General features: G+C 61.2%; 19 protein-coding genes and 2 tRNA genes. 6 read left to right on the forward strand and 15 right to left on the reverse strand.

What is annotated here, in order from left to right:
• The coding region (locus BV911_RS19795; RefSeq protein WP_205963879.1) for a hypothetical protein at nucleotides 1-190 on the forward strand (190 nt) is incomplete at its 5' end.
• A gap of 200 nt (nucleotides 191-390) precedes the next feature.
• Here the strand turns inward: BV911_RS19795 and BV911_RS16465 are convergent.
• Nucleotides 391-1020, reverse strand: a complete 630-nt coding sequence (locus BV911_RS16465; protein WP_086054699.1) for a 50S ribosomal protein L25/general stress protein Ctc — start codon at nucleotides 1018-1020, stop codon at nucleotides 391-393.
• Between the two features lie 132 nt (nucleotides 1021-1152).
• Between BV911_RS16465 and BV911_RS20265 the strand changes: the two genes are divergently transcribed.
• Nucleotides 1153-1275: a hypothetical protein gene (locus BV911_RS20265; protein ID WP_256388271.1), complete on the forward strand. Its 123-nt coding sequence runs from the start codon at nucleotides 1153-1155 to the stop codon at nucleotides 1273-1275.
• 249 nt (nucleotides 1276-1524) lie between these two features.
• Complete coding sequence (locus BV911_RS16470; RefSeq protein ID WP_086054700.1) at nucleotides 1525-2700, forward strand: MFS transporter; 1176 nt, start codon at nucleotides 1525-1527, stop codon at nucleotides 2698-2700.
• A gap of 18 nt (nucleotides 2701-2718) precedes the next feature.
• Here the strand turns inward: BV911_RS16470 and BV911_RS16475 are convergent, their stop codons facing one another.
• The 4 genes from BV911_RS16475 to trpA all read right to left on the reverse strand — a co-directional run bounded on the left by BV911_RS16475 (nucleotide 2719) and on the right by trpA (nucleotide 6429).
• Nucleotides 2719-3171 (reverse strand): lytic transglycosylase domain-containing protein, encoded by a 453-nt coding sequence (locus BV911_RS16475; RefSeq protein ID WP_086054701.1) that lies wholly within the window; start codon nucleotides 3169-3171, stop codon nucleotides 2719-2721.
• Nucleotides 3172-3365: 194 nt separating this feature from the next.
• Nucleotides 3366-4529 carry an alpha-hydroxy acid oxidase gene (locus BV911_RS16485; RefSeq protein WP_086054703.1) on the reverse strand — a complete coding sequence of 388 codons (1164 nt, stop codon included), beginning with the start codon at nucleotides 4527-4529 and terminating at the stop codon, nucleotides 3366-3368.
• A gap of 110 nt (nucleotides 4530-4639) precedes the next feature.
• The gene (locus BV911_RS16490) at nucleotides 4640-5548 is read right to left on the reverse strand and encodes an AEC family transporter (protein ID WP_086054704.1); all 909 of its coding nucleotides are present in this window, start codon (nucleotides 5546-5548) and stop codon (nucleotides 4640-4642) included.
• An 89-nt stretch (nucleotides 5549-5637) separates the two neighbouring features.
• Nucleotides 5638-6429 carry a tryptophan synthase subunit alpha gene (gene trpA / locus BV911_RS16495; RefSeq protein WP_086054705.1) on the reverse strand — a complete coding sequence of 264 codons (792 nt, stop codon included), beginning with the start codon at nucleotides 6427-6429 and terminating at the stop codon, nucleotides 5638-5640.
• A 245-nt stretch (nucleotides 6430-6674) separates the two neighbouring features.
• Between trpA and ychF the strand changes: the two genes are divergently transcribed.
• Nucleotides 6675-7772: a redox-regulated ATPase YchF gene (gene ychF, locus BV911_RS16500; RefSeq protein WP_086054706.1), complete on the forward strand. Its 1098-nt coding sequence runs from the start codon at nucleotides 6675-6677 to the stop codon at nucleotides 7770-7772.
• A gap of 75 nt (nucleotides 7773-7847) precedes the next feature.
• A complete protein-coding gene (locus tag BV911_RS16505) occupies nucleotides 7848-8300 on the forward strand; it encodes a DUF302 domain-containing protein (RefSeq protein WP_086054707.1) in 453 nt (150 codons plus the stop codon).
• On the opposite strand, the gene hisA is transcribed toward BV911_RS16505, so the two are convergent.
• The 9 genes from hisA to BV911_RS16550 all read right to left on the reverse strand — a co-directional run bounded on the left by hisA (nucleotide 8297) and on the right by BV911_RS16550 (nucleotide 16615).
• Entirely contained in the window at nucleotides 8297-9016 is a 720-nt protein-coding gene (hisA, locus tag BV911_RS16510; RefSeq protein ID WP_086054708.1) for a 1-(5-phosphoribosyl)-5-[(5-phosphoribosylamino)methylideneamino]imidazole-4-carboxamide isomerase, read from the reverse strand. The genes BV911_RS16505 and hisA overlap by 4 nt on opposite strands.
• Nucleotides 9017-9116: 100 nt before the next feature.
• Nucleotides 9117-9755: an imidazole glycerol phosphate synthase subunit HisH gene (gene hisH, locus BV911_RS16515; protein ID WP_086054709.1), complete on the reverse strand. Its 639-nt coding sequence runs from the start codon at nucleotides 9753-9755 to the stop codon at nucleotides 9117-9119.
• 3 nt (nucleotides 9756-9758) lie between these two features.
• A complete protein-coding gene (hisB, locus tag BV911_RS16520; RefSeq protein ID WP_086054710.1) occupies nucleotides 9759-10346 on the reverse strand; it encodes an imidazoleglycerol-phosphate dehydratase HisB in 588 nt (195 codons plus the stop codon).
• 114 nt (nucleotides 10347-10460) lie between these two features.
• Nucleotides 10461-10535, reverse strand: a tRNA-Gly gene (locus BV911_RS16525).
• A gap of 22 nt (nucleotides 10536-10557) precedes the next feature.
• A tRNA-Gly gene (locus BV911_RS16530) sits at nucleotides 10558-10632 on the reverse strand.
• 142 nt (nucleotides 10633-10774) lie between these two features.
• The gene (locus tag BV911_RS16535) at nucleotides 10775-14209 is read right to left on the reverse strand and encodes a pyruvate carboxylase (protein WP_086054711.1); all 3435 of its coding nucleotides are present in this window, start codon (nucleotides 14207-14209) and stop codon (nucleotides 10775-10777) included.
• Nucleotides 14210-14441: 232 nt separating this feature from the next.
• The gene (locus BV911_RS16540) at nucleotides 14442-14807 is read right to left on the reverse strand and encodes a ribbon-helix-helix domain-containing protein (RefSeq protein ID WP_086054712.1); all 366 of its coding nucleotides are present in this window, start codon (nucleotides 14805-14807) and stop codon (nucleotides 14442-14444) included.
• Between the two features lie 29 nt (nucleotides 14808-14836).
• Nucleotides 14837-15394: a DJ-1/PfpI family protein gene (locus BV911_RS16545; RefSeq protein WP_086054713.1), complete on the reverse strand. Its 558-nt coding sequence runs from the start codon at nucleotides 15392-15394 to the stop codon at nucleotides 14837-14839.
• Between the two features lie 60 nt (nucleotides 15395-15454).
• Entirely contained in the window at nucleotides 15455-16615 is a 1161-nt protein-coding gene (locus tag BV911_RS16550; RefSeq protein WP_205963878.1) for an alpha-hydroxy acid oxidase, read from the reverse strand.
• Between the two features lie 105 nt (nucleotides 16616-16720).
• On the opposite strand from BV911_RS16550, the gene BV911_RS16555 reads away from it, so the two are divergent.
• Nucleotides 16721-19084: an ATP-dependent helicase gene (locus BV911_RS16555; protein WP_086054714.1), complete on the forward strand. Its 2364-nt coding sequence runs from the start codon at nucleotides 16721-16723 to the stop codon at nucleotides 19082-19084.
• 253 nt (nucleotides 19085-19337) lie between these two features.
• Here BV911_RS16555 and BV911_RS16560 read toward each other — a convergent pair.
• A partial coding sequence (locus BV911_RS16560; protein ID WP_139840109.1) for a transposase occupies nucleotides 19338-19690 on the reverse strand: 353 nt, incomplete at its 5' end.

Genomic DNA, 19690 nt, shown 5'->3' on the forward strand with positions numbered 1-19690 from the left:
GGGCGTCGAGCTGTCCCTCTTTCATCCCGTCGACCCGCCCGAGATTGGCGACAACCCGCAGCCGGGGCTTGCCGGCTTCGTTTCGGAACGACTCGACTATCTGAAGATAGCGGCGACCGCCGCTCTCAGTGATGCGCGTAAACATGGAATACATAGTATTCGATCTTTAGCCGTATTCAAAGTGGTATAAGTTACACGACGTGTAACTACACGACTTTCACCGAAATCAGTCTTACACAGACTCCAACCCATTGAAACTATATGCTGGGGCTCGAAGATCCTGCCCAAAATCGAGCCGATTTTGTCGAACTTGGGAGCGCCACCCCCAGACAGTAGGCCAAAAAAAAACGGGACCCGAAGGCCCCGTTTTTCCGTCATATCGTCAAGGCCTTATGCCTCGGTGGTCTCTTCGGCTTCTGCGTCGCCATCTTCATCGTCCGAAGCGGCCAAACCGCCCGGAGCCTGAATGTTGGCAATCACGAAGTCACGGTCGATGACCGGCTTGGCACCCTCGGGCAACGTGATGTCCGAGATATGCAACGTGTCCCCGATCGCCGCTTTGGAAATGTCCAAAGTCACGTGATCCGGAATGTCGCCTGCCGTTACCATCAGTTCAACCACAGGGCGCACAACGATCAGTGTGCCGCCGCGCTTCAGGCCAACGCATTCTTCATGACCAACGATTTCGACGTTGATCTGAAGGTTGATCTTCGACGTCCGGCGCAGGCGCATGAAGTCGACATGCGTCGGCAGGTCCTTGACCACGTCGCGCTGCACATTGCGGCAGATCACGCGAACGTCGTCATGCCCTTCCACCTTCATATTGAAGAGGGTGGACAGGAAGTGACCCTTACGCAGGCGCTTGAGCAGCGTGTTGAAGGGCATGTTGATCGCCAGGGGTTCGCCCTCGCCACCGTAGATGATGCCAGGTACCATGCCGTCGCGGCGTGCTTGACGGGCGGCCCCCTTGCCCGTCCCCGTCCGTACCTCGGCGTGAAGATCAGGGATCTCACCAGCCATATTGATTCTCCTTGCTATGGGCATCCTCCAAGGGTGTATGCCCGTGAACGGGTGCCTTTACAGCCAAAGCGGCTGAAAGGAAAGAGGCGTTCCGTGTCTGGACGCTTCTAGAAATCGAAAAGGACGTCCACATTGACCGAAGACGAGGCGTTGCCGACAGACAGTTTGGTGCCCTCGCTGGCCTTGATCTTGCTGTCGTTCCAGTCGCGGTCGCCGTCGTCAAGGGCGACGGTCTCCTGCCCGTCAGAGGATTGAACAGACTGATCGTCGCCCGATGCCTATGACGGCGTGGCGACCTCGCGCCTCATCGGCGCGGATCGGACCAACCTGTCCGCAGAACGGATGATCGAGGATTGCGGCGGCCGACCGGTGTTCATATCAATGGACAAGATCCGTGATGCAGTGCCGGTGCTCAGCGGTATCTGCAGTGGGGATCAGCGATAGCTAATGTTTCTTAGTTCCGTTCGCGCTGTCCGGCGTCGCCGGGCCAAGCGGGTTTAAAATATGACGGACAAGTCCATCGTTGGCGCATTCTGCCAGTCACGTTCCACCGCCCTGTCGTTTATGGTGCTTGGCTTCGGCTGGGGCAGCTTCGCAGCCTTGGTGCCGGTCCTGAAGGCCGAGCTGCAGGCCAGCGATGCCGGGTTTGGCCGGTTGCTTTTGGGATCAGCCCTGGGGCTGCTGACGGCGATGTGGCTGGCCCCGCGCATGGACCGGCGGTTCAAAGAGCGGGCGATGCCCATTGCGGTGGTGATGCTTGGTCTGGCCTTCATCTTGCCGGGGATCGTCGGCGGCAATCAGGTGATGTTCGGGCTGGCGATGGTGGTGCTGGGCACCGCTTCGGGCCTGACCGACGTGATCATGAATGTGCGCGTCTCTGAGCGCGAGGCGGCTACCGGACGCTCACTGATGAATTTGAACCACGCGATGTTTTCGGTGGCCTATGCCCTTGCCGCCATAGGGACGGGGCTGTTGCGCACTGCTGGCGCACCGCCGGTGCTGTCTTTTGTGGGCGTCGCTGTGTTCGCTGGCATCGCCAGTCTGTGGATGCGGCAACCTCTGCCGGCCCAGAGTAGTAGCGTCAGCACCTCTACACGCTTCCCGGTGGAAATTGTCTGCTTGGGCGGCGGGATTGTCTTGGTGGCCTTCCTGATCGAAAACGCGACCGAAGTTTGGTCGGCGCTGCATATTGAACGCACCCTTGGCGGCATGGCTGCTGAAGGCTCGCTTGGTCCCGCGATGTTGGGGCTGACCATGGCCTTTGGTCGTCTGGGCGGGCAAGTCGTGGCGCAGCGTCTGTCTGAAGCGCGGGTGATCATCTGCGCCTCAGGCCTTGCAGCAGTTGGTTTGCTGATTGCGGCCACCGCTGCGGTGCCGTTCGGCGCCTATCTGGGGTTCGCGATCGCCGGGCTGGGGGTGTCAGTGATTGCCCCAATGGCGCTGGCACTGGTCGGACGAATGGTGCCGCCCGACGCCCGAAGCACCGCCATTTCGCGCGCGGCGGTGATCGGATTTCTGGGGTTCTTTATCGGCCCGCCGGTTCTGGGGGCGGTGTCGCAAGCGTTCGGCTTGCGATGGGCCTTGGCCTCGGTCGCGATGTTGCTGTGGATCGTGCCGGTGTTGGTTCTAGCCATGCGGCCGCGACACCAGCCGTCATCCGATCTTACGCCGTCGCGTTGACGTCAGCGCCATACGCAGCTAGCGCAGCCCGGTTTCTTCCAGAAGGCCCTGACGCTTGGCTTCATAGTAATAGCCGCGGGAGTACCATTTAACCGCAACATCCGGATTGCCGTCAGATAACAGCCATGCGCCGCGCAGATATTTTACCCCATATTCCAAGTTGGTTTCCGCATCGAGCAGGCCGGTGGGCGCACCCTGATAGCCCATGGCGCGGGCGGTCGCCGGCAAAATCTGCATCAGGCCATAATAGGGGCCGTTGCGGGCTTCGGGGCGGTGGGTGCTTTCGCGGATTACCACCCGCTCTACCAAACTGACGGGCACTTCGTGGCGCTCGGCTGTTTGGGCAATCAGGGCCCGCAATTCCGGCGTCTCATTGGGGTGCAGGGGCGCGGCACGGCTGACAGGGGGGGCGGGCTGACTGCAAGCGGACAGCACCGTAAGAACCAGAACGAGCAGAACGTGTCGGAACATGTGTTGGCCTGTTGATCGTTTCGCCGCGACGCTAGCCACGCGGCGGTTTTTCGATCAAGTCTCGGCGCTGTTTAGCGGCTGTTTTAGGGCGAAACGGGCGGAAACCCGCCGCGTGGCACCGCCCTGCGCGGTGGCTCAGGCGGGCGGAAACAGGATCGTCCTGCCCATCGCCCGCCCGGTTGTGTCGGTCTAGATCAGGCCCATTTGCCTGAAAAGTCCTCTGGAATCAGCAAGATGTCGCGGTCCAGCGACTTAACATCTCGCCGTCCACACAGGGCCATTGAGGTGTCCAGCTCTTTGTGGATGACCTCAAGTGCGCGGGTCACCCCTGCTTCGCCCATGGCGCCCAAGCCATAAACATAGGCCCGGCCGATCAAACATCCCTTGGCCCCCATTGCGAGGGCTTTCAGCACGTCTTGACCCGACCGGATACCGCTGTCGAGATGGACCTCGACCTGATCGCCGACGGCTGCCACGATCTGTTCCAGCATGCGGATGGAACTCAGCGCCCCGTCCTGCTGGCGGCCCCCGTGGTTCGACACGATAATGGCATCAGCCCCCAGATCGGCGGCGCGGCGGGCGTCTTCGACATCAAGGATGCCTTTCAGGATGACCTTGCCGTCCCACATCTTCATCAGTTGCGCGATGCGGTTCCAGTCCAGTGCCGGATCAAAGGCCTCGGCAGTCCACGAACTGAGCGACGACGGATCGGACACACCTTTGGCGTGGCCCACGATATTGCCGAAGAAGCGCCGCTTCGTGCCCAACATGCCCATGCCCCAGTGGGCCTTGGTCATCATATTCGCAATCGAGGCAGGGGTCAGTTTCGGCGGGGCGGACAGGCCATTCTTGATGTCCTTGTGCCGCTGGCCCAAAACTTGCAGATCCACGGTAATCACCAACGCCGAGCAATTGGCCGCACGGGCCCGGTCCATCAGGCGAAGCATGAAATCATCGTCTTTCAGGGTATAGACCTGAAACCAGAACGGCTTGGTGGTATTGGCGGCCACGTCCTCGATCGAGCAGATCGACATTGTGGACAGGGTGTAGGGCACGCCGAACTTCTCGGCCGCTTTGGCCGCCAGAATTTCGCCATCAGCGTGTTGCATGCCGGTTAGGCCGACCGGGGCCAACGCCACCGGCATGGTCACCGGCTGCCCGATCATGGTGCTTTCGGTGCTGCGGTCTGACATATCGACGGCGATGCGTTGGCGCAGGCGGATCTTGGCAAAATCGGTGGTGTTCTCGCGGAAGGTCTGTTCGGTCCAACTGCCCGATTCGGCATAGTCATAGAACATCTTCGGGACGCGGCGCTTGTAAATGCGGCGCAGGTCTTCGATGCAGGTTATTGCGGGCATGGGCGATCCTAGGTTGTGGCGACAGGACAGGCTTGCGGGGACGACAAAAGCCCGAACTGCGCTGAGAATGCAAGGGAATTGGCCGATCTATTCCCCACTGTCGGTCGTTGTCAGGCCAGAAAGGCGAGGGTGATCAAACTGCCAACGCTGGTCCAGACGATGACTTGTGCGATCCGGTCGGTGCGGACGCCATAGAGCAGCGCAAAACTGAACGCCATCGCCCCGGACGGCCCGGCTGCGGCAAGCTGATACAGGGCGCGCCCGGGATCGCTGGGCACCAATAGCTGCAATCCGCCCCAGACTGCGATGGGAAAGATCACAAGCTTGATCGCCGAGAATGACGCCACCGCCGCGTCCAGTTTGAATTTGGTCCCGGACATTGCCACGCCAAGGGCGAACAGCGCCACCGGTGCGGCAGCCGTGCCAGCAAAGGTGATGAACGTTTCGATAGGCGCAGGGATGCGCAGGCCAAGCAGTGCGACGACCGTTCCTGCCGCAACCGCCTGAAGCATCGGCGTGCCCGCGATGCGCAGCAGGATAGCCGACAGCGACACTTTTCCCTGACTGATGGCCTGCACCGCGATCATCGCGGCGGCCATGGTCACGACGGAATCATAGGTGACCTGCGCGGTGATCGGCAGGATGTTGTCCTTGCCGTACAGGATGACCGAAATTGGCAGGATATAGAGGGCCGTGTTTGTGAAAATACCCGCGAAAGCCAGCAAGACGGCCTCGCCCGGCTGACATTTGAACACCCCTAGCGCAAGGGCGAACGCGGCCGCGAACACCACCAGTTCCGCCGCGCCATAGATCAGCACCGGCGGCAGGCTGAAATCATGCATCGGCGCGTGGGCAATTAGGCCGAACAAAAAGATCGGCAATAGCACCGAAAGTGAGAATTTGTTCAGAACCCGGGCGTCATCCTGACTGGTTTTCCCGGTGCGTCCCATGCCAAAGCCAAACGCAAGGATCGCGAAGACCGGCAGGATGGGGTCGATGAGGACGTCGATAATTTGCACAGAGTCGCCCCCTCCACCGGTTCAAACGCGCCTTCTATCCGTCCGCAAGGCCAGCGGGTCAAGAGGGGCAGGGCGGCGAAGGCCGTGCCTCAGGCCCGGTGCGCCCCGTCGGCCAGACCTTTGACGAAGGCCAAGATTTCGGGAACAGAGCGGCCCTCTTCTACCAGCTTGACGATGGCCGAGCCAACGACGGCGCCATCGGCAACCGATGCGATCGACTGGGCCGTCTCCGGCGTGCGAATGCCGAAGCCCACGATGACAGGCAGGTCAGTTTGGGATTTGATCCGGGCGACTTCGGGGCCGACATCTGTCGCCTCGGCCGCCGCTGCGCCGGTGATGCCGGTGATGGAGACGTAATACACAAAGCCAGAGGTGTTGGTCAGAACCTTGGGCAGGCGTTTGTCGTCGGTGGTGGGGGTGGCCAGACGGATAAAGTTCAGACCCGCCGCCTGCGCCGGCAGACACAGTTCGCTGTCTTCTTCCGGGGGCAGGTCCACGACGATCAACCCGTCGATGCCGGACGCCTTGGCCTGTTCGAGAAACTTGGCAACGCCGCGCGAATAGATCGGGTTGTAATAGCCCATCATCACGATGGGGGTGGTCTGGTCCGTCTCGCGCAAGGCTGCGGCCATGGCCAGCGTCTTATCAAGGGTCTGCCCGCTGGCCAGTGCCCGCTGTCCGGCCAGTTGGATGGTCGCGCCATCCGCCATCGGATCGGTAAAGGGCATGCCCAGTTCGATGATGTCGACGCCAGCGGCGGGCAATCCTTTGATCAGCTCAAGCGAGGTGTCGTAATTCGGATCGCCAGCCATGACATAGGCGACAAACGCTTTCTTGCCCTCGGCCTTGAGGGCGGCGAATTTGGCGTCGATCCGTGTCATGATATCCCCCGAGCAGTGATCGTCTGCGGTTTGCGCGATTGGGGCGCGAAGATCAATGGCGGATTGTGCGTTCGGACCGTTCGGGGCGCTCCGATGTGGCGCGTTTCGGCAAGAGGGGCGCGGATCACCTGCCGGGTCTTGGACCCTGTGCCGTGTAAAACACTGCCCCAGTCCCGGACGATCGCGCGGCTTGCGTCGCGGCGGCGCGCGTCCTAGAAGCACCCGGTCATTCAGGAGAGATCGTCATGGGCTTTAAAATGGGTATCGTCGGCATGCCGAACGTGGGCAAGTCGACCCTGTTCAATGCGCTGACGCGGACAGCGGCGGCACAAGCGGCAAATTTTCCGTTTTGTACGATTGAGCCAAATGTCGGCGAAGTCGCGGTGCCCGATTCTCGGTTGGATCAGTTGGCCGCCATCGCCGGGTCGAAGCAGATCATCCCGACGCGGATGACCTTTGTCGATATCGCCGGTCTGGTAAAAGGCGCCAGTCAGGGCGAGGGCTTGGGCAACCAGTTTCTCGCGAATATCCGCGAATGCGACGCCATCGCTCATGTGCTGCGCTGCTTTGAAGATGATGACATCACCCATGTTGATGGCCGGGTCGATCCTGTGGCCGATGCCGACACCATCGAAACCGAACTGATGCTGGCGGATATCGAAAGCATCGAAAAGCGGCTGGCCGGGTTGGTGCGCAAGGTGCGCGGCGGCGACAAAGATGCGGTGCAACAAGAGCGGCTGCTGAAGGCGGCGCTGGCAGCGTTGGAGCAGGGCAATCCGGCCCGGGTGGTTCCGGTTGACGAAGACGACCTGCGGACATGGAAGCTGTTGCAGCTTCTGACCACCAAACCGATCCTCTACGTGTGCAACGTCGAAGAAAGCGCCTCAGCGACCGGCAACAGCCAGTCTGCCCGGGTGGCCGAGATGGCCGCAGCCCAAGGGGCGGCGACGGTGGTGATTTCAGCGGCGATCGAAGAAGAAATCAGCCAGCTTGATGGTGAAGAAGCCGAGATGTTCCTGGGCGATCTGGGGCTGGAAGAACCCGGTCTCGACCGGTTGATCCGCGCTGGCTATGAATTGCTGGCGCTGGAGACTTATTTCACCGTTGGCCCCAAGGAAGCGCGGGCTTGGACCATTCGCAAAGGCACCAAGGCGCCGCAAGCAGCGGGTGTCATCCACGGTGATTTCGAGCGTGGGTTCATCCGCGCAGAGACCATCGGCTTTGACGATTTCGTGGCGCTGAAAGGCGAAGCCGGGGCCAAAGAGGCTGGGAAAATGCGCATTGAGGGCAAGACCTATGAGGTCAAGGACGGCGACGTTCTTCACTTCTTGTTCAACACCTAAGCCCAATGCCGTGAATTGAACCTGTGCCCAAACGGGTTTAGGCTTCGCCTCTGAACCGATCTTGGAGGATTATTCATGACACGCATTTGGGCTTTGGCCACCGCCGCCGTTGTGGCCCTGACTGGGGCCGCTGGCGCCGACGATATGATCAAAGTGAAAAGCGCGGCTTCGGTGCCGGACACGATGGCCGCGCTGACGGCGGCCGTCGAAGGGGCAGGGGCCACGGTCTTCGCCACTGTTGATCACGCCGCAGGTGCGGCGTCAGTCGATCTGACGCTGGCCCCGTCGCAACTGTTGATCTTTGGGAATCCGAAACTTGGCACGCCAGCGATGCAGGACGATCCGTTGGCGGGCGTGTTCCTGCCTTTGCGGGTGTTGGTTTATGAAGATTCGCATGGCCAAGTGTATCTGGCTTATGAAGAAGTGGACGAGATGTTCGATGATCTCGACATCGACGACGACGCACCTTACGTCAAGACCATGGCCGGCGCGCTGAAGAAACTCACCGCCGCGGCGGCTGGCAATTAAGCCAGCGCCGCAAGGGCCTCGCGCAGGTCCAGCGCGCCGTCATAGAGCGCCCGGCCAGAGATGGCCCCGTTCAACGGCGCGCCGCAATCGCGCAGCGTGGTCAGATCCGACAGGGATGACACGCCGCCCGATGCGATCACCGGAATCGATACCAGATTGGCCAGCGCCGCAGTGGCAGCTACATTGGGGCCCTTCATAGCGCCGTCTCGTTCGATGTCGGTATAAATGATCGCGCTGATCCCGGCATCTTCGAACCGCTTGGCCAATTCCGACACCAGATGGTGCGTGTCTTCGGCCCAGCCCCGGGTCGCAACCTTGCCATTGCGGGCATCAAGGCCAACGGCAACTTTGCCGGGAAAGGCGGTGGCCGCCTCGCGCACCAGATCGGGGTCTTCCACCGCTGCGGTGCCAAGAATGACCCGTTCGATGCCGCGCGACAGCCAATGTTCAATCGTGGCCATGTCGCGAATACCGCCGCCAAGTTGGGCCGGAATGTTGGTCGCCTTCAGAATGGCCTCAACCGCATCACCATTCACCGGTTTCCCCGCAAAAGCACCATTCAGATCGACCAGATGCAACCACTGGCACCCGGCGTCCTGAAACGCCAGGGCTTGGGCCGCGGGGTCATCGCCGAACACGGTGGCCTGATCCATCTCGCCGCGCAACAGGCGCACGCATTGGCCGTCTTTAAGGTCGATTGCGGGATAGAGGATCATGCTGGGTCCTTTCGTGCATTATGGCGGCTGTCTCTCACGACCGGGCTGCAAAGCCAAGTGCGGCCGGGCCGCAGGGGGCGATCCGGCTGTCAGGGCAGCGTCAGGGCGCCCATGTCAGGAAGTTGGCGATCATTCGCAGGCCAGCCGCTTGGCTTTTCTCGGGGTGAAACTGGACCCCTGCGACCGTGTCTCGGGCCACCATGGCGGTGATGTCGCCCGCGTAATCGCAATGAGCGATGCGATGCGCCGGGTCTGCAACCCGGAAATGGTAGGAGTGGACGAAATAGGCATGTGCGCCGCTTTCAACCCCGTTCAGGATCGGGTGGGGCCGGTCGATGACCAGATCGTTCCAGCCCATGTGCGGCACCTTCAGGGTCCGGTCCGAGGGGGTGATTTTCACCACCTCGCCGCCGATCCAGTCGAAGCCTTGGGTGTCGGAATATTCCCGCCCCCAGCTGGCCAGCATCTGCATACCGACACAGATGCCCAGAAAGGGCACCGCGCGGGTGGTGACGGCCTCTGACATGGCCTCGAACAGCCCCGCATAGGACTTCAGGCCCGCAAGGCAGGACGGGTAGGCCCCATCCCCGGGCAGCACGATGCGGTCGGCCCGGGCCACGTCTTCGGGGCGGGAGGTGACCAAGACCTCGCCTGCATCCACTTCACGCGCCATCCGCTGAAACGCCTTTTCGGCCGAATGCAGATTGCCGGATTCGTAATCAACCAGAACTGTCAGCATGGGTCAGAGTTGCCCCTTGGTGGACGGAATCGCGTCAGACTTGCGCCGATCGGTTTCCAATGCCTCGCGCAAGGCGCGGGCCACCGCCTTAAAGGCGGCTTCGGCGATGTGGTGGCTGTTGAGGCCGTGCAAGGCTTCGACATGCAAGGTAATGCCGCCATGGGTGGCAAAGCCTTGAAAAAACTCGCGCACCAGCTCGGTGTCAAATGTGCCGATCTTCGCGGTGGGGAAGGGGGCGTTCCAGACCAGATAAGGCCGGCCCGACAGATCCAGTGCTGCGCGCACCAATGCGTCATCCATCGGCAGCAGGCACGCGCCATAGCGGCAGATGCCGCGCTTGTCGCCCATCGCTTGGGTCAGCGCCTGTCCCAAGGCAATGCCGGTGTCCTCGACGGTGTGATGATCGTCGATATGCAGATCACCGGTGGCGCGGATGGTCATGTCGATCAGCGCATGCCGCGCCAACTGGTCCAGCATGTGGTCGAAAAAACCAATGCCGGTCTGATTGTCATAAAGGCCGGTGCCGTCGAGGTCGATCTCGACTGTAATGTCGGTTTCGGCTGTCGTGCGGGTGATCTTGGCTTGGCGCATCTCAGGGTCCCCTTGCGGTCTGCGCCGACCGCTATAGACGCAAGGTTGCGCAGTTCCAAGGGCCGCGGTGCAAGGCCCTATGGTGGGAAGTCGATGTTGGGACTGTTTGGTTTCTGGAGCGGGCGAGGCGATTCGAACGCCCGACCCTAACCTTGGCAAGGTTATGCTCTACCCCTGAGCTACGCCCGCAACCGGAAACCATTTTTACTCTTGGAGCGGGCGAGGCGATTCGAACGCCCGACCCTAACCTTGGCAAGGTTATGCTCTACCCCTGAGCTACGCCCGCTTCCTTGAGTGGCGTCGATGTAGCCGGAGGGGCGGGGGGGTTCAAGGGGAAAAGTGCGTGTGGCGCAAAAATTGCGCAGGGGCGGGCGCGCGGCCGGTCTTGGTGGCCGCGCGCCCGTGGTCGGATCAGGACCGGCGCTGGGTCATTCCAACTCGATCAGCAGGTCTTTGGCATCAATCTGAGTGCCGGGGGTGACCAGAACGGCTTTGATGACCCCGTCGCGTTCGGCGTGGATCGCGGTTTCCATCTTCATGGCCTCGATGGTCAGCAACAAATCGCCATCCTTGACCGATTGACCCGCCACAGCCGAGACCGAGGCGACCACCCCGGGCATCGGCGCACCGATGTGGTTGGCGTTGCCCAGTTCGGCCTTGGAATTCTTCTTGGCGGTGGCGCTGGCATGGCGGTTGGGCACCCGCACCACACGCGGTTGACCGTTCAGTTCAAAGAACACCCGAACGTCGCCGTCGTCATGGGTTTCGCCGATGGCCTGAAGCCGAACTTCCAATGTCTTGCCGGGGTCAATCTCGGCTGAGATCTGCTCGCCCGGTTCCATGCCGTAAAAGAACGTCCGGGTCGGCAGGGTGCGCACCGGGCCATAGGTCAGGTGGCGCTCCATGTAATCCGAAAACACCTTGGGATACATCAACGAGCCATTCAGATCCTCGTCGTCGATATCGGTGTCGAACTTTGCCACCAGCTCGGCGCGGTGGGCTTCCAGATCCGCGGGGGGCATCTCGGCGCCGGGGCGGGTGGTCAGCGGCGTTTCCCCTTTCAGGATCTTGCTTTGGATCGCGGTGGGCCAGCCCCCTGTCGGCTGTCCCAGATTGCCGTGCATCATGTCGATCACGCTGTCGGGGAACGACACTTCAACGCTTGGGTCTTCGACCTGCGCGCGGCTCAGGCCCTGACTGACCATCATCAGCGCCATGTCACCGACCACTTTCGAAGACGGGGTCACTTTCACGATGTCCCCGAACATCTGGTTGACGTCGGCATACATCTTGGCGACCTCGTGCCAGCGCTCTTCCAGACCAAGGCTGCGGGCCTGCGCCTTGAGGTTGGTGAACTGACCACCGGGCATTTCGTGCAGATAAACCTCCGACGCCGGGGCCTGAAGACCCGATTCAAAGGCTGAATATTGCGCGCGCACCGCTTCCCAATAATCCGACACGGCCCGAACGGTTTCAACATTGATGCCGGTGTCACGCTCGGTATGGCGCAGGGCTTCGACGATCGACCCCATGGTCGGCTGGCTGGTGTTGCCCGACAGCGCGTCCATGGCGCAATCCACAGCGTCGACGCCCATCTCTGCCGCCGCCAGAATGGTCGCGCCAGCGATGCCTGCGGTGTCGTGGGTGTGGAAGTGAATTGGCAGGCCGACCTCTTCTTTGAGGGCCTTGATCAGAACCCGTGCACCGGCAGGCTTCAGAAGACCAGCCATGTCTTTCAGGCCCAGAACGTGGGCGCCAGCGGCTTCCAGTTCCTTCGCCATAGAGACGTAGTATTTCAGGTCGTACTTCGCCCGTTCGGGGTTCAGCAGATCGCCGGTATAGCAGATCGAGCCTTCGCAGACCTTATTGGCCTCAATGACCGAATCCATCGCGACGCGCATGTTCTCGACCCAGTTCAGGCTGTCGAATACCCGGAACACATCGACGCCGCTTTTCGCGGCTTGCGCTACAAAGCTTTGCACCACGTTGTCGGGATAGTTGGTGTAGCCGACGCCGTTAGAGGCGCGCAGCAACATCTGGGTCATCAGGTTGGGCATGGCCGCGCGCAGATCGCGCAGGCGCTGCCACGGGCATTCCTGCAAGAAGCGGTAGGCGACGTCGAAGGTCGCCCCGCCCCAGCATTCAACACTGAACAGTTGCGGCAGTTCTGCGGCATAGGTCGGCGCGACCCGGATCATGTCGATGGACCGCATGCGGGTGGCCAGCAAGGACTGGTGGCCGTCGCGCATGGTGGTGTCGGTGATCAGCAGTTGCTTTTGCGCCAGCATCCACTCGGCAACCGCTTTGGGGCCTTTGTCTTCCAGCAGGTTGCGGGTGCCGGGAACCGGCGCGACCGTCGCCTTGGGCGGCTTTGGCACGTTGGCATCGATCGGCTTGGGTCGACCTGTGGTTTCGGGATGCCCGTTGACCGAGATGTCGGCGATATAGGTCAGGATCCGGGTGGCCCGGTCACGCCGCGCCTTGAAGTCGAACAGCTCGGGCGTGGTGTCGATGAATTTGGTGGTGTATTCGTAATTCAGGAAGGTCGGGTGCTTCAGCAAGTTTTCAACAAAGGCGATGTTGGTGCTGACGCCGCGGATACGGAACTCGCGCAGGGCGCGGTCCATGCGGGCGATGGCGGCCTCCGGCGTCGGCGCCCACGCGGTGACCTTTTCCAGCAGACTGTCATAATAACGGGTGATGACCGCGCCGGAATACGCGGTGCCGCCGTCGAGGCGGATGCCCATGCCCGTGGCACCACGATAGGCGGTGATCCGGCCATAGTCAGGGATGAAGTTGTTCTGCGGGTCCTCGGTGGTGATCCGGCACTGGATGGCATGGCCGCTGAGGGTCACGTCAGCTTGGCTGTCTGCCCCGGTGGCCTCGGCCAAGGTTTTGCCTTCGGTGATCAGGATCTGGGCGCGGACGATGTCGATGCCGGTGACTTCCTCGGTCACGGTGTGTTCCACCTGAACGCGGGGATTGACCTCGATGAAGTAGAACTTGCCGTCATCCATATCCATCAGGAATTCGACGGTGCCGGCGCATTGGTAATCCACATGGGCACAGATTTTCCGGCCCAGTTCGCAGATCTCGGCGCGTTGTTCGGCGGTGAGGTAGGGGGCGGGGGCCCGTTCGACGACCTTTTGGTTGCGGCGCTGGACCGAGCAATCGCGTTCATAGAGGTGATAGATCTCACCAAAGCTGTCGCCAAGGATCTGCACCTCGACGTGACGAGCGCGCTGGATCATCCGTTCCAGATAGCCTTCGCCATTGCCGAACGCGGCTTCGGCTTCACGGCGACCTTCAAGAACTTTGTCTTCCAGTTCCTTTTCGGCCAGAATCGGCCGCATCCCGCGTCCGCCGCCGCCCCAGCTGGCTTTAAGCATCAGCGGATAGCCCACTTCGGCGGCCTGACGTTTGATCTCGGCCATGTCATCGCCAAGCACCTCGGTCGCGGGGATCACCGGCACCCCGGCTTCGATCGCGACGCGGCGGGCGCTGGCTTTGTCGCCCAGTTGGCGCATGGTTTCGGCTTTGGGGCCGATGAAGGCAATGCCGTTGGCATGGCAGGCATCTACGAAGTCCGGGTTCTCGGACAGCAGGCCATAACCGGGGTGGATGGCATCGGCGCCGCAGGCCTTGGCGACGCGGATAATCTCGTCAATACAGAGATATGCGGCGACCGGTCCCATGCCTTCGCCGATTTTATAGGCCTCATCGGCCTTGAAGCGATGCAAGCACAGCTTATCTTCTTCGGCATAGACGGCGACGGTGCGCTTGCCCAATTCATTTGCGGCCCGCATCACGCGAATGGCAATCTCACCACGATTGGCGATGAGCAGTTTCTTGAAGTCGGGCATAAGCTGTTCCTTGGCAAACAAAGAGGGCGTTGCGCGATAACCGCCGATTTTTTGCGGAAAGAACAGGCGAGGAAATGACGCAGACCAGTTCTGGTAGCGACACTCGCGCCTCATTGTCTAGAGGGTGACAGGGGCGGGGCAGGCTGGCCCAATTGCCAATGCGCCGTTTTTTGCCCGATCATGAAGCACGCTTAAATTCTATGCGCGGGCATGTCGGCAGGGCTTCGCCCGGTTAATTCAAGCGGGCGGCCCGGGCCCGCTCGGCCTCGCGGTGCAGCACGGCCTTGGCGTCGATCTGGGACAGGGGTTGCGCCGGGTTTCGGTCGATATCGCCTTCGGAGATCAGGGCCAGATAGCGGGCACAGCACACCCGCAGAAACGACGTGAAGTTCCCCAGATCATGATCTGCATCGATCGATTCATGATAGAGCTTGGTGATCAACTGGTTGACGGTCATCCGGTCCCGCTGGGCAATCTCGCCCAGCAGATCCCAGAAGAAGTTCTCGATGCGAATGCTGGTGGCCACACCGTCGATCCGCAGGGATTTGGTCCGACTGACCCAGTTGTCGGCATCGGCATTGATGAAAAGCTGGCACATGGTCGCTCCGCCTCCCCGCGGTGTCTGGATCAGAGCAGCGCCATGAACTGCTTCATCCACGCCGGATGGGCAGGCCAGGCTGGCGCTGTCACCAAATTGCCATCGGTGACCGCATCTGTCACCTCAATCTCGGCAAAAATTCCGCCCGCTGCGGTGACTTCCGGGGCGCAGGCCGGATAGGCCGAGCAGGTCCGGCCATTCAGAACGCCGGCTGCGCTTAACAGCTGAGCACCGTGGCAGATCGCGGCCACCGGCTTTCCGGCCTCAAAGAAATGCCGGATCATGTCCAGAACCTTCGAGTTCAGGCGCAAATATTCCGGTGCCCGGCCGCCCGGGATCACCAGCGCGTCATAGTTTGCCGGATCGATGTCGTCGAACGTGGCGTTCAGCGCGAAATTATGGCCGGGTTTTTCAGTGTAGGTCTGGTCACCTTCGAAGTCGTGGATCGCGGTCTTGACCGTGTCGCCTGCGGTTTTGCCGGGGCAGACCGCATCAACGCTGTGGTCGCAGGCCATCAGGGTCTGAAACGGCACCATGGTTTCATAGTCTTCGGTGAAATCCCCGGTAATCATCAAAATCTTGGCCATAATGTCCTCCTCTGGCAAGTGGCTGCGACAAGGATAGGCCGTCAACAGTGGCGGTGGGTGTTAGCCCGATACTACAGGCGGACCGGGCCAAAGGGCGGCGGATACCTCTGATAGGCGGCGCGCGCCGATCTGGATCATGCTTGAGGTTATGTCTTCCGACAGGATGTGCAGGACATGGGCCGCGCCTGCAGAACCGAACGCGGCCAGACCATAGTGAAACGCCCGGCCCAGCATGACGAAATCGGCCCCCAGCGCGATGGCCCGCAACACGTCGAGGCCGCTTTCGACGCCACTGTCGAACAGCAGCGGATAATCCGGCCCCACGGCGGCGCGAATCTCGGGCAGAACCTCAATGCTGGCTGGGGATCCGTCCAATTGCCGGCCAGCGTGGTTCGATACCCAGACCGCATCGACGCCAGCGTCGCGCAGTTGGACGGCGGCGTCCGGTCGCATCACCCCCTTGGCGATCACTGGCCCATCCCATTCGGCCATGGTGTCCAGCAGATACGCCATGTCCGGCGAGCCGCGGAGTTGGTATCCGACATGTTCGGTCGAGCCGTGATTGCCAATGCTAGCCTGATACTCTTCCATGAACTTCAGGCGTGGCATGCCATTGCGCAGCATGCGCAGCGACCAGTCCGGGCGCATCATGCATTGCGCGAACAGGCGCGGCGTCAACTTTGGCGGGTGTTGCAGGCCGGACCGGCGCTGACGCTCGCGGCGGCTGGCGGCGGGAACGTCCAAGGTGACCACCAACGTGTGAAACCCGGCGGCCTTGGCCCGGTTCAGCATGTCGCGGCGGATGCCGGTGTCGCGCGGCGTATAAAGCTGAAACCAGCCCTGATCGCCGATATGGGGGCTGAGGTCTTCGGGGGTGCGGCTGGCGACTGTGCTGAGCGTGTAAGGCAGGCCCGCCGTGGCAGCGACTTGCGCCAGCATCGGCTCTGCGCCGGGCCAGATCAGCCCGGACATGCCCACCGGCGCGATGCCGACCGGCAAGGCATAGCTGCGCCCAAGCAATGTCGCCCCTAAGTCCGGCGTGAACTCCCCGACCAGCGCGGCCTGCCGCAGGCAGACCTGATCCAGCCCGGCGCGGTTGCGGGTTTTGGTGCCTTCCGATCCGGTCGCACTGTCGAGAAATTCCCAGACGAAGCCGGGAAGCCGGGTTTTTGCGCGCGCTTTCAGATCATTGATCGACGGGTGGGTGCTGTCCATGTTCATACGGGGCACTATCGAAAGCCGCGCTGGGCCTGGCAATGAAATAACCGCAGAACATAGGGCGAACACGCTCTTTATTTCGGGCGCGGTTCCGGCTAGTCTGCGGGGATGAACCGTTTCGATGAAGCCGATGCCTTTCAGGATGAGCCGGTCCCGCTGTCGGCGCGGGCTATGGCGGCACGTCCCACCCCCTATTTGGATGGCCTGAACCCTGCCCAGCAAGAGGCCGTCCAGACATTGGATGGTCCGGTCCTGATGCTGGCCGGGGCAGGGACGGGCAAGACCCGGGCGCTGACGGCGCGAATCGCGCATCTGCTGACCACCGGCACCGCCCGCCCGAACGAAGTGTTGGCCGTGACCTTTACCAACAAAGCCGCGCGCGAGATGAAGACCCGCGTTGGTGCCTTGCTGGGGCAGACGGTCGAAGGCATGCCGTGGCTCGGCACTTTTCACGCCATCAATGTGAAGCTGTTGCGCCGCCACGCCGAACTGATCGGGCTGAAGTCGAATTTTTCGATTTTGGACACGGACGATCAGATCCGATTGCTGAAGCAGGTCATCATCGCCCGCAACATTGACGAAAAACGCTGGCCCGCACGGCAGTTGGCCGGGGTGATCGACGGGTGGAAAAACCGGGCCCTGACGCCCGAGCAGGTGCCTGCCGCCGATGCTTCGGCGTTTAATGGCGCTGGACCACGTCTTTATGCGGACTACCAAAGCCGTCTGCGCGATCTGAACGCCGTCGATTTTGGCGATCTGCTGATGCATATGGTGACCATCTTTCAGCGCCACGAAGACGTGCTGCTCCAGTATCAGCGCTGGTTCCGCTATATTCTGGTGGACGAGTATCAAGATACCAACGTCGCCCAATATATGTGGTTGCGGCTGCTGGCTGCGGGACATCGTAACATCTGTTGCGTTGGCGACGATGATCAGTCGATCTATGGCTGGCGCGGCGCCGAGGTTGGCAACATTCTGCGGTTTGAAAAGGATTTTCCCGGGGCCCATGTGGTCCGGCTGGAACAGAATTATCGCTCGACCGCGCATATCTTGGGGGCGGCATCCGGGGTAATCCGCGGCAATGCGGGCCGCTTGGGCAAGACCTTGTGGACTGACAAAGACGGAGGCGACAAAGTTCGGCTGATCGGTCATTGGGATGGCGAGGAAGAAGCGCGCTGGATTGGGGAAGAACTGGAATCGATGCAGCGCGGCACCCGTGGCGGGCGCCCCTATTCCCTGAACGATTGTGCGATTCTGGTGCGGGCCAGCCACCAGATGCGCGCCTTCGAGGATCGCTTCCTGACCATCGGTTTGCCTTACCGGGTGATCGGCGGACCCCGGTTCTATGAGCGGCTCGAAATTCGCGATGCGATGGCGTATTTCCGTCTTGTTATCAGTCCGACCGACGATCTGGCCTTCGAGCGGATCGTGAATACCCCCAAGCGCGGGCTTGGCGATAAAGCCCAACAGAAAATCCAGATGGCGGCCCGCAGTGCCGGGGTGCCATTGCTGGCCGGGGCGCGCACCTTATTGGCCGCGGGGGACATCACTGGCAAAGGCAAGACGGAACTGGGGCGCTTTGTGACCCTGATGGATCGCTGGCATGCCGAAGTTCAGGACCCGGCCCACAATCACATTGATCTGGCAGAACGTATTCTCGACGACAGCGGCTACACGGCGATGTGGCAGGCCGACAAAACGCCCGAGGCGCCGGGCCGATTGGAAAACCTGAAAGAACTGATCAAGGCGCTGGAGCAGTTTGAAAATCTGCAAGGCTTCTTAGAACACGTGGCCCTGATCATGGACAACTCGCAGGACGACGACGACGCGAAGGTGTCGGTGATGACGCTGCACGCGGCCAAGGGATTGGAATTCCCCGCCGTATTCTTGCCGGGCTGGGAGGACGGATTGTTTCCCTCGCAGCGGTCCATGGATGAAAGCGGCACCAGCGGATTAGAGGAAGAGCGCCGTTTGGCCTATGTCGGCATCACCCGGGCCGAAGAGGTCTGCACGATTTCCTTCGCTGCCAACCGCCGGGTCTATGGTCAGTGGCAATCGGCCATGCCGTCCCGATTTATCGATGAACTGCCGGAAGACCATGTGGATATCCTGACCCCGCCCGGGCTTTATGGCGGCAATTATGGCGCGGCGGCTGCGACGACGCCCTCGGCCTTTGAAGAATCGGTCGCCTCGGCGAATGTCTATAATTCACCGGGCTGGCGGCGGCTGCAAAGCCGGGGCGGCCAGCGCGGCATGTCCCAGCCCAAGGAAAGCCGCAATACCGTGATCGATCTGACTGCTGTTTCCAGCTTTTCGCATGGGGATCGGGTGTTTCATCAAAAATTCGGCTACGGCGAAATTATTGGCATTGAGGGTGAGAAACTTGAGATCACCTTTGACAAGGCGGGCACCAAACATGTGGTGGCGCGATTCGTGGTCGCTGCTGACACCTTGGACGACACGCCGTTCTGACGGCATCGCCGCGATCTTCTGAGCATTTAAAGGGAGGCTGCGGCGACACCCGGGAGGAGGGAGTGTCGCCGCGTTGGTCGAAACCCCCGGGAGGATAGGGGGCTTTCACGTGCCTGTGTCGCCAGAACCGATCGTTTGAACGGTGATTTCCTGACGGGCTGTTGCCCTAGATCATAGGCGGCGCCATGAGCGCGGCTTATGATGAGCGCGGCTTATGATCCGGTCGATCCCTTTGATTTAAAGCGTTTCTGTTTTAACCTGAAACATATCCGGCGGCCTTGAAGTAGTTCCAGCATTCTTGAGGGTCGTATAGATCGCAGATTTTTCCGATGGCATCGAACACGTCGGTGAATGTCCTAGCCCCGATCCGGCGAAGATGGGCTTTCAGCTTGGAGAATGCCTGTTCGATGGGATTAAGGTCAGGCGAGTATGGCGGCAGGAAAAGGAACCAGCATCCATGCGCCCGCAGTGCATCTGCGGCCTCCTTGTTTTTGTGGGTCGCCAAGTTGTCCAGTATGACGACTGTTCCGGGCTCAATTTCTGGCACCAGAACTTCGCGTACATAGGCGGCGAAGGCAGGGCCATCCATGGCACCCTTTATGACCC

Source organism: Pseudoruegeria sp. SK021, assembly GCF_002119405.1.
Lineage (GTDB): Bacteria > Pseudomonadota > Alphaproteobacteria > Rhodobacterales > Rhodobacteraceae > Meridianimarinicoccus.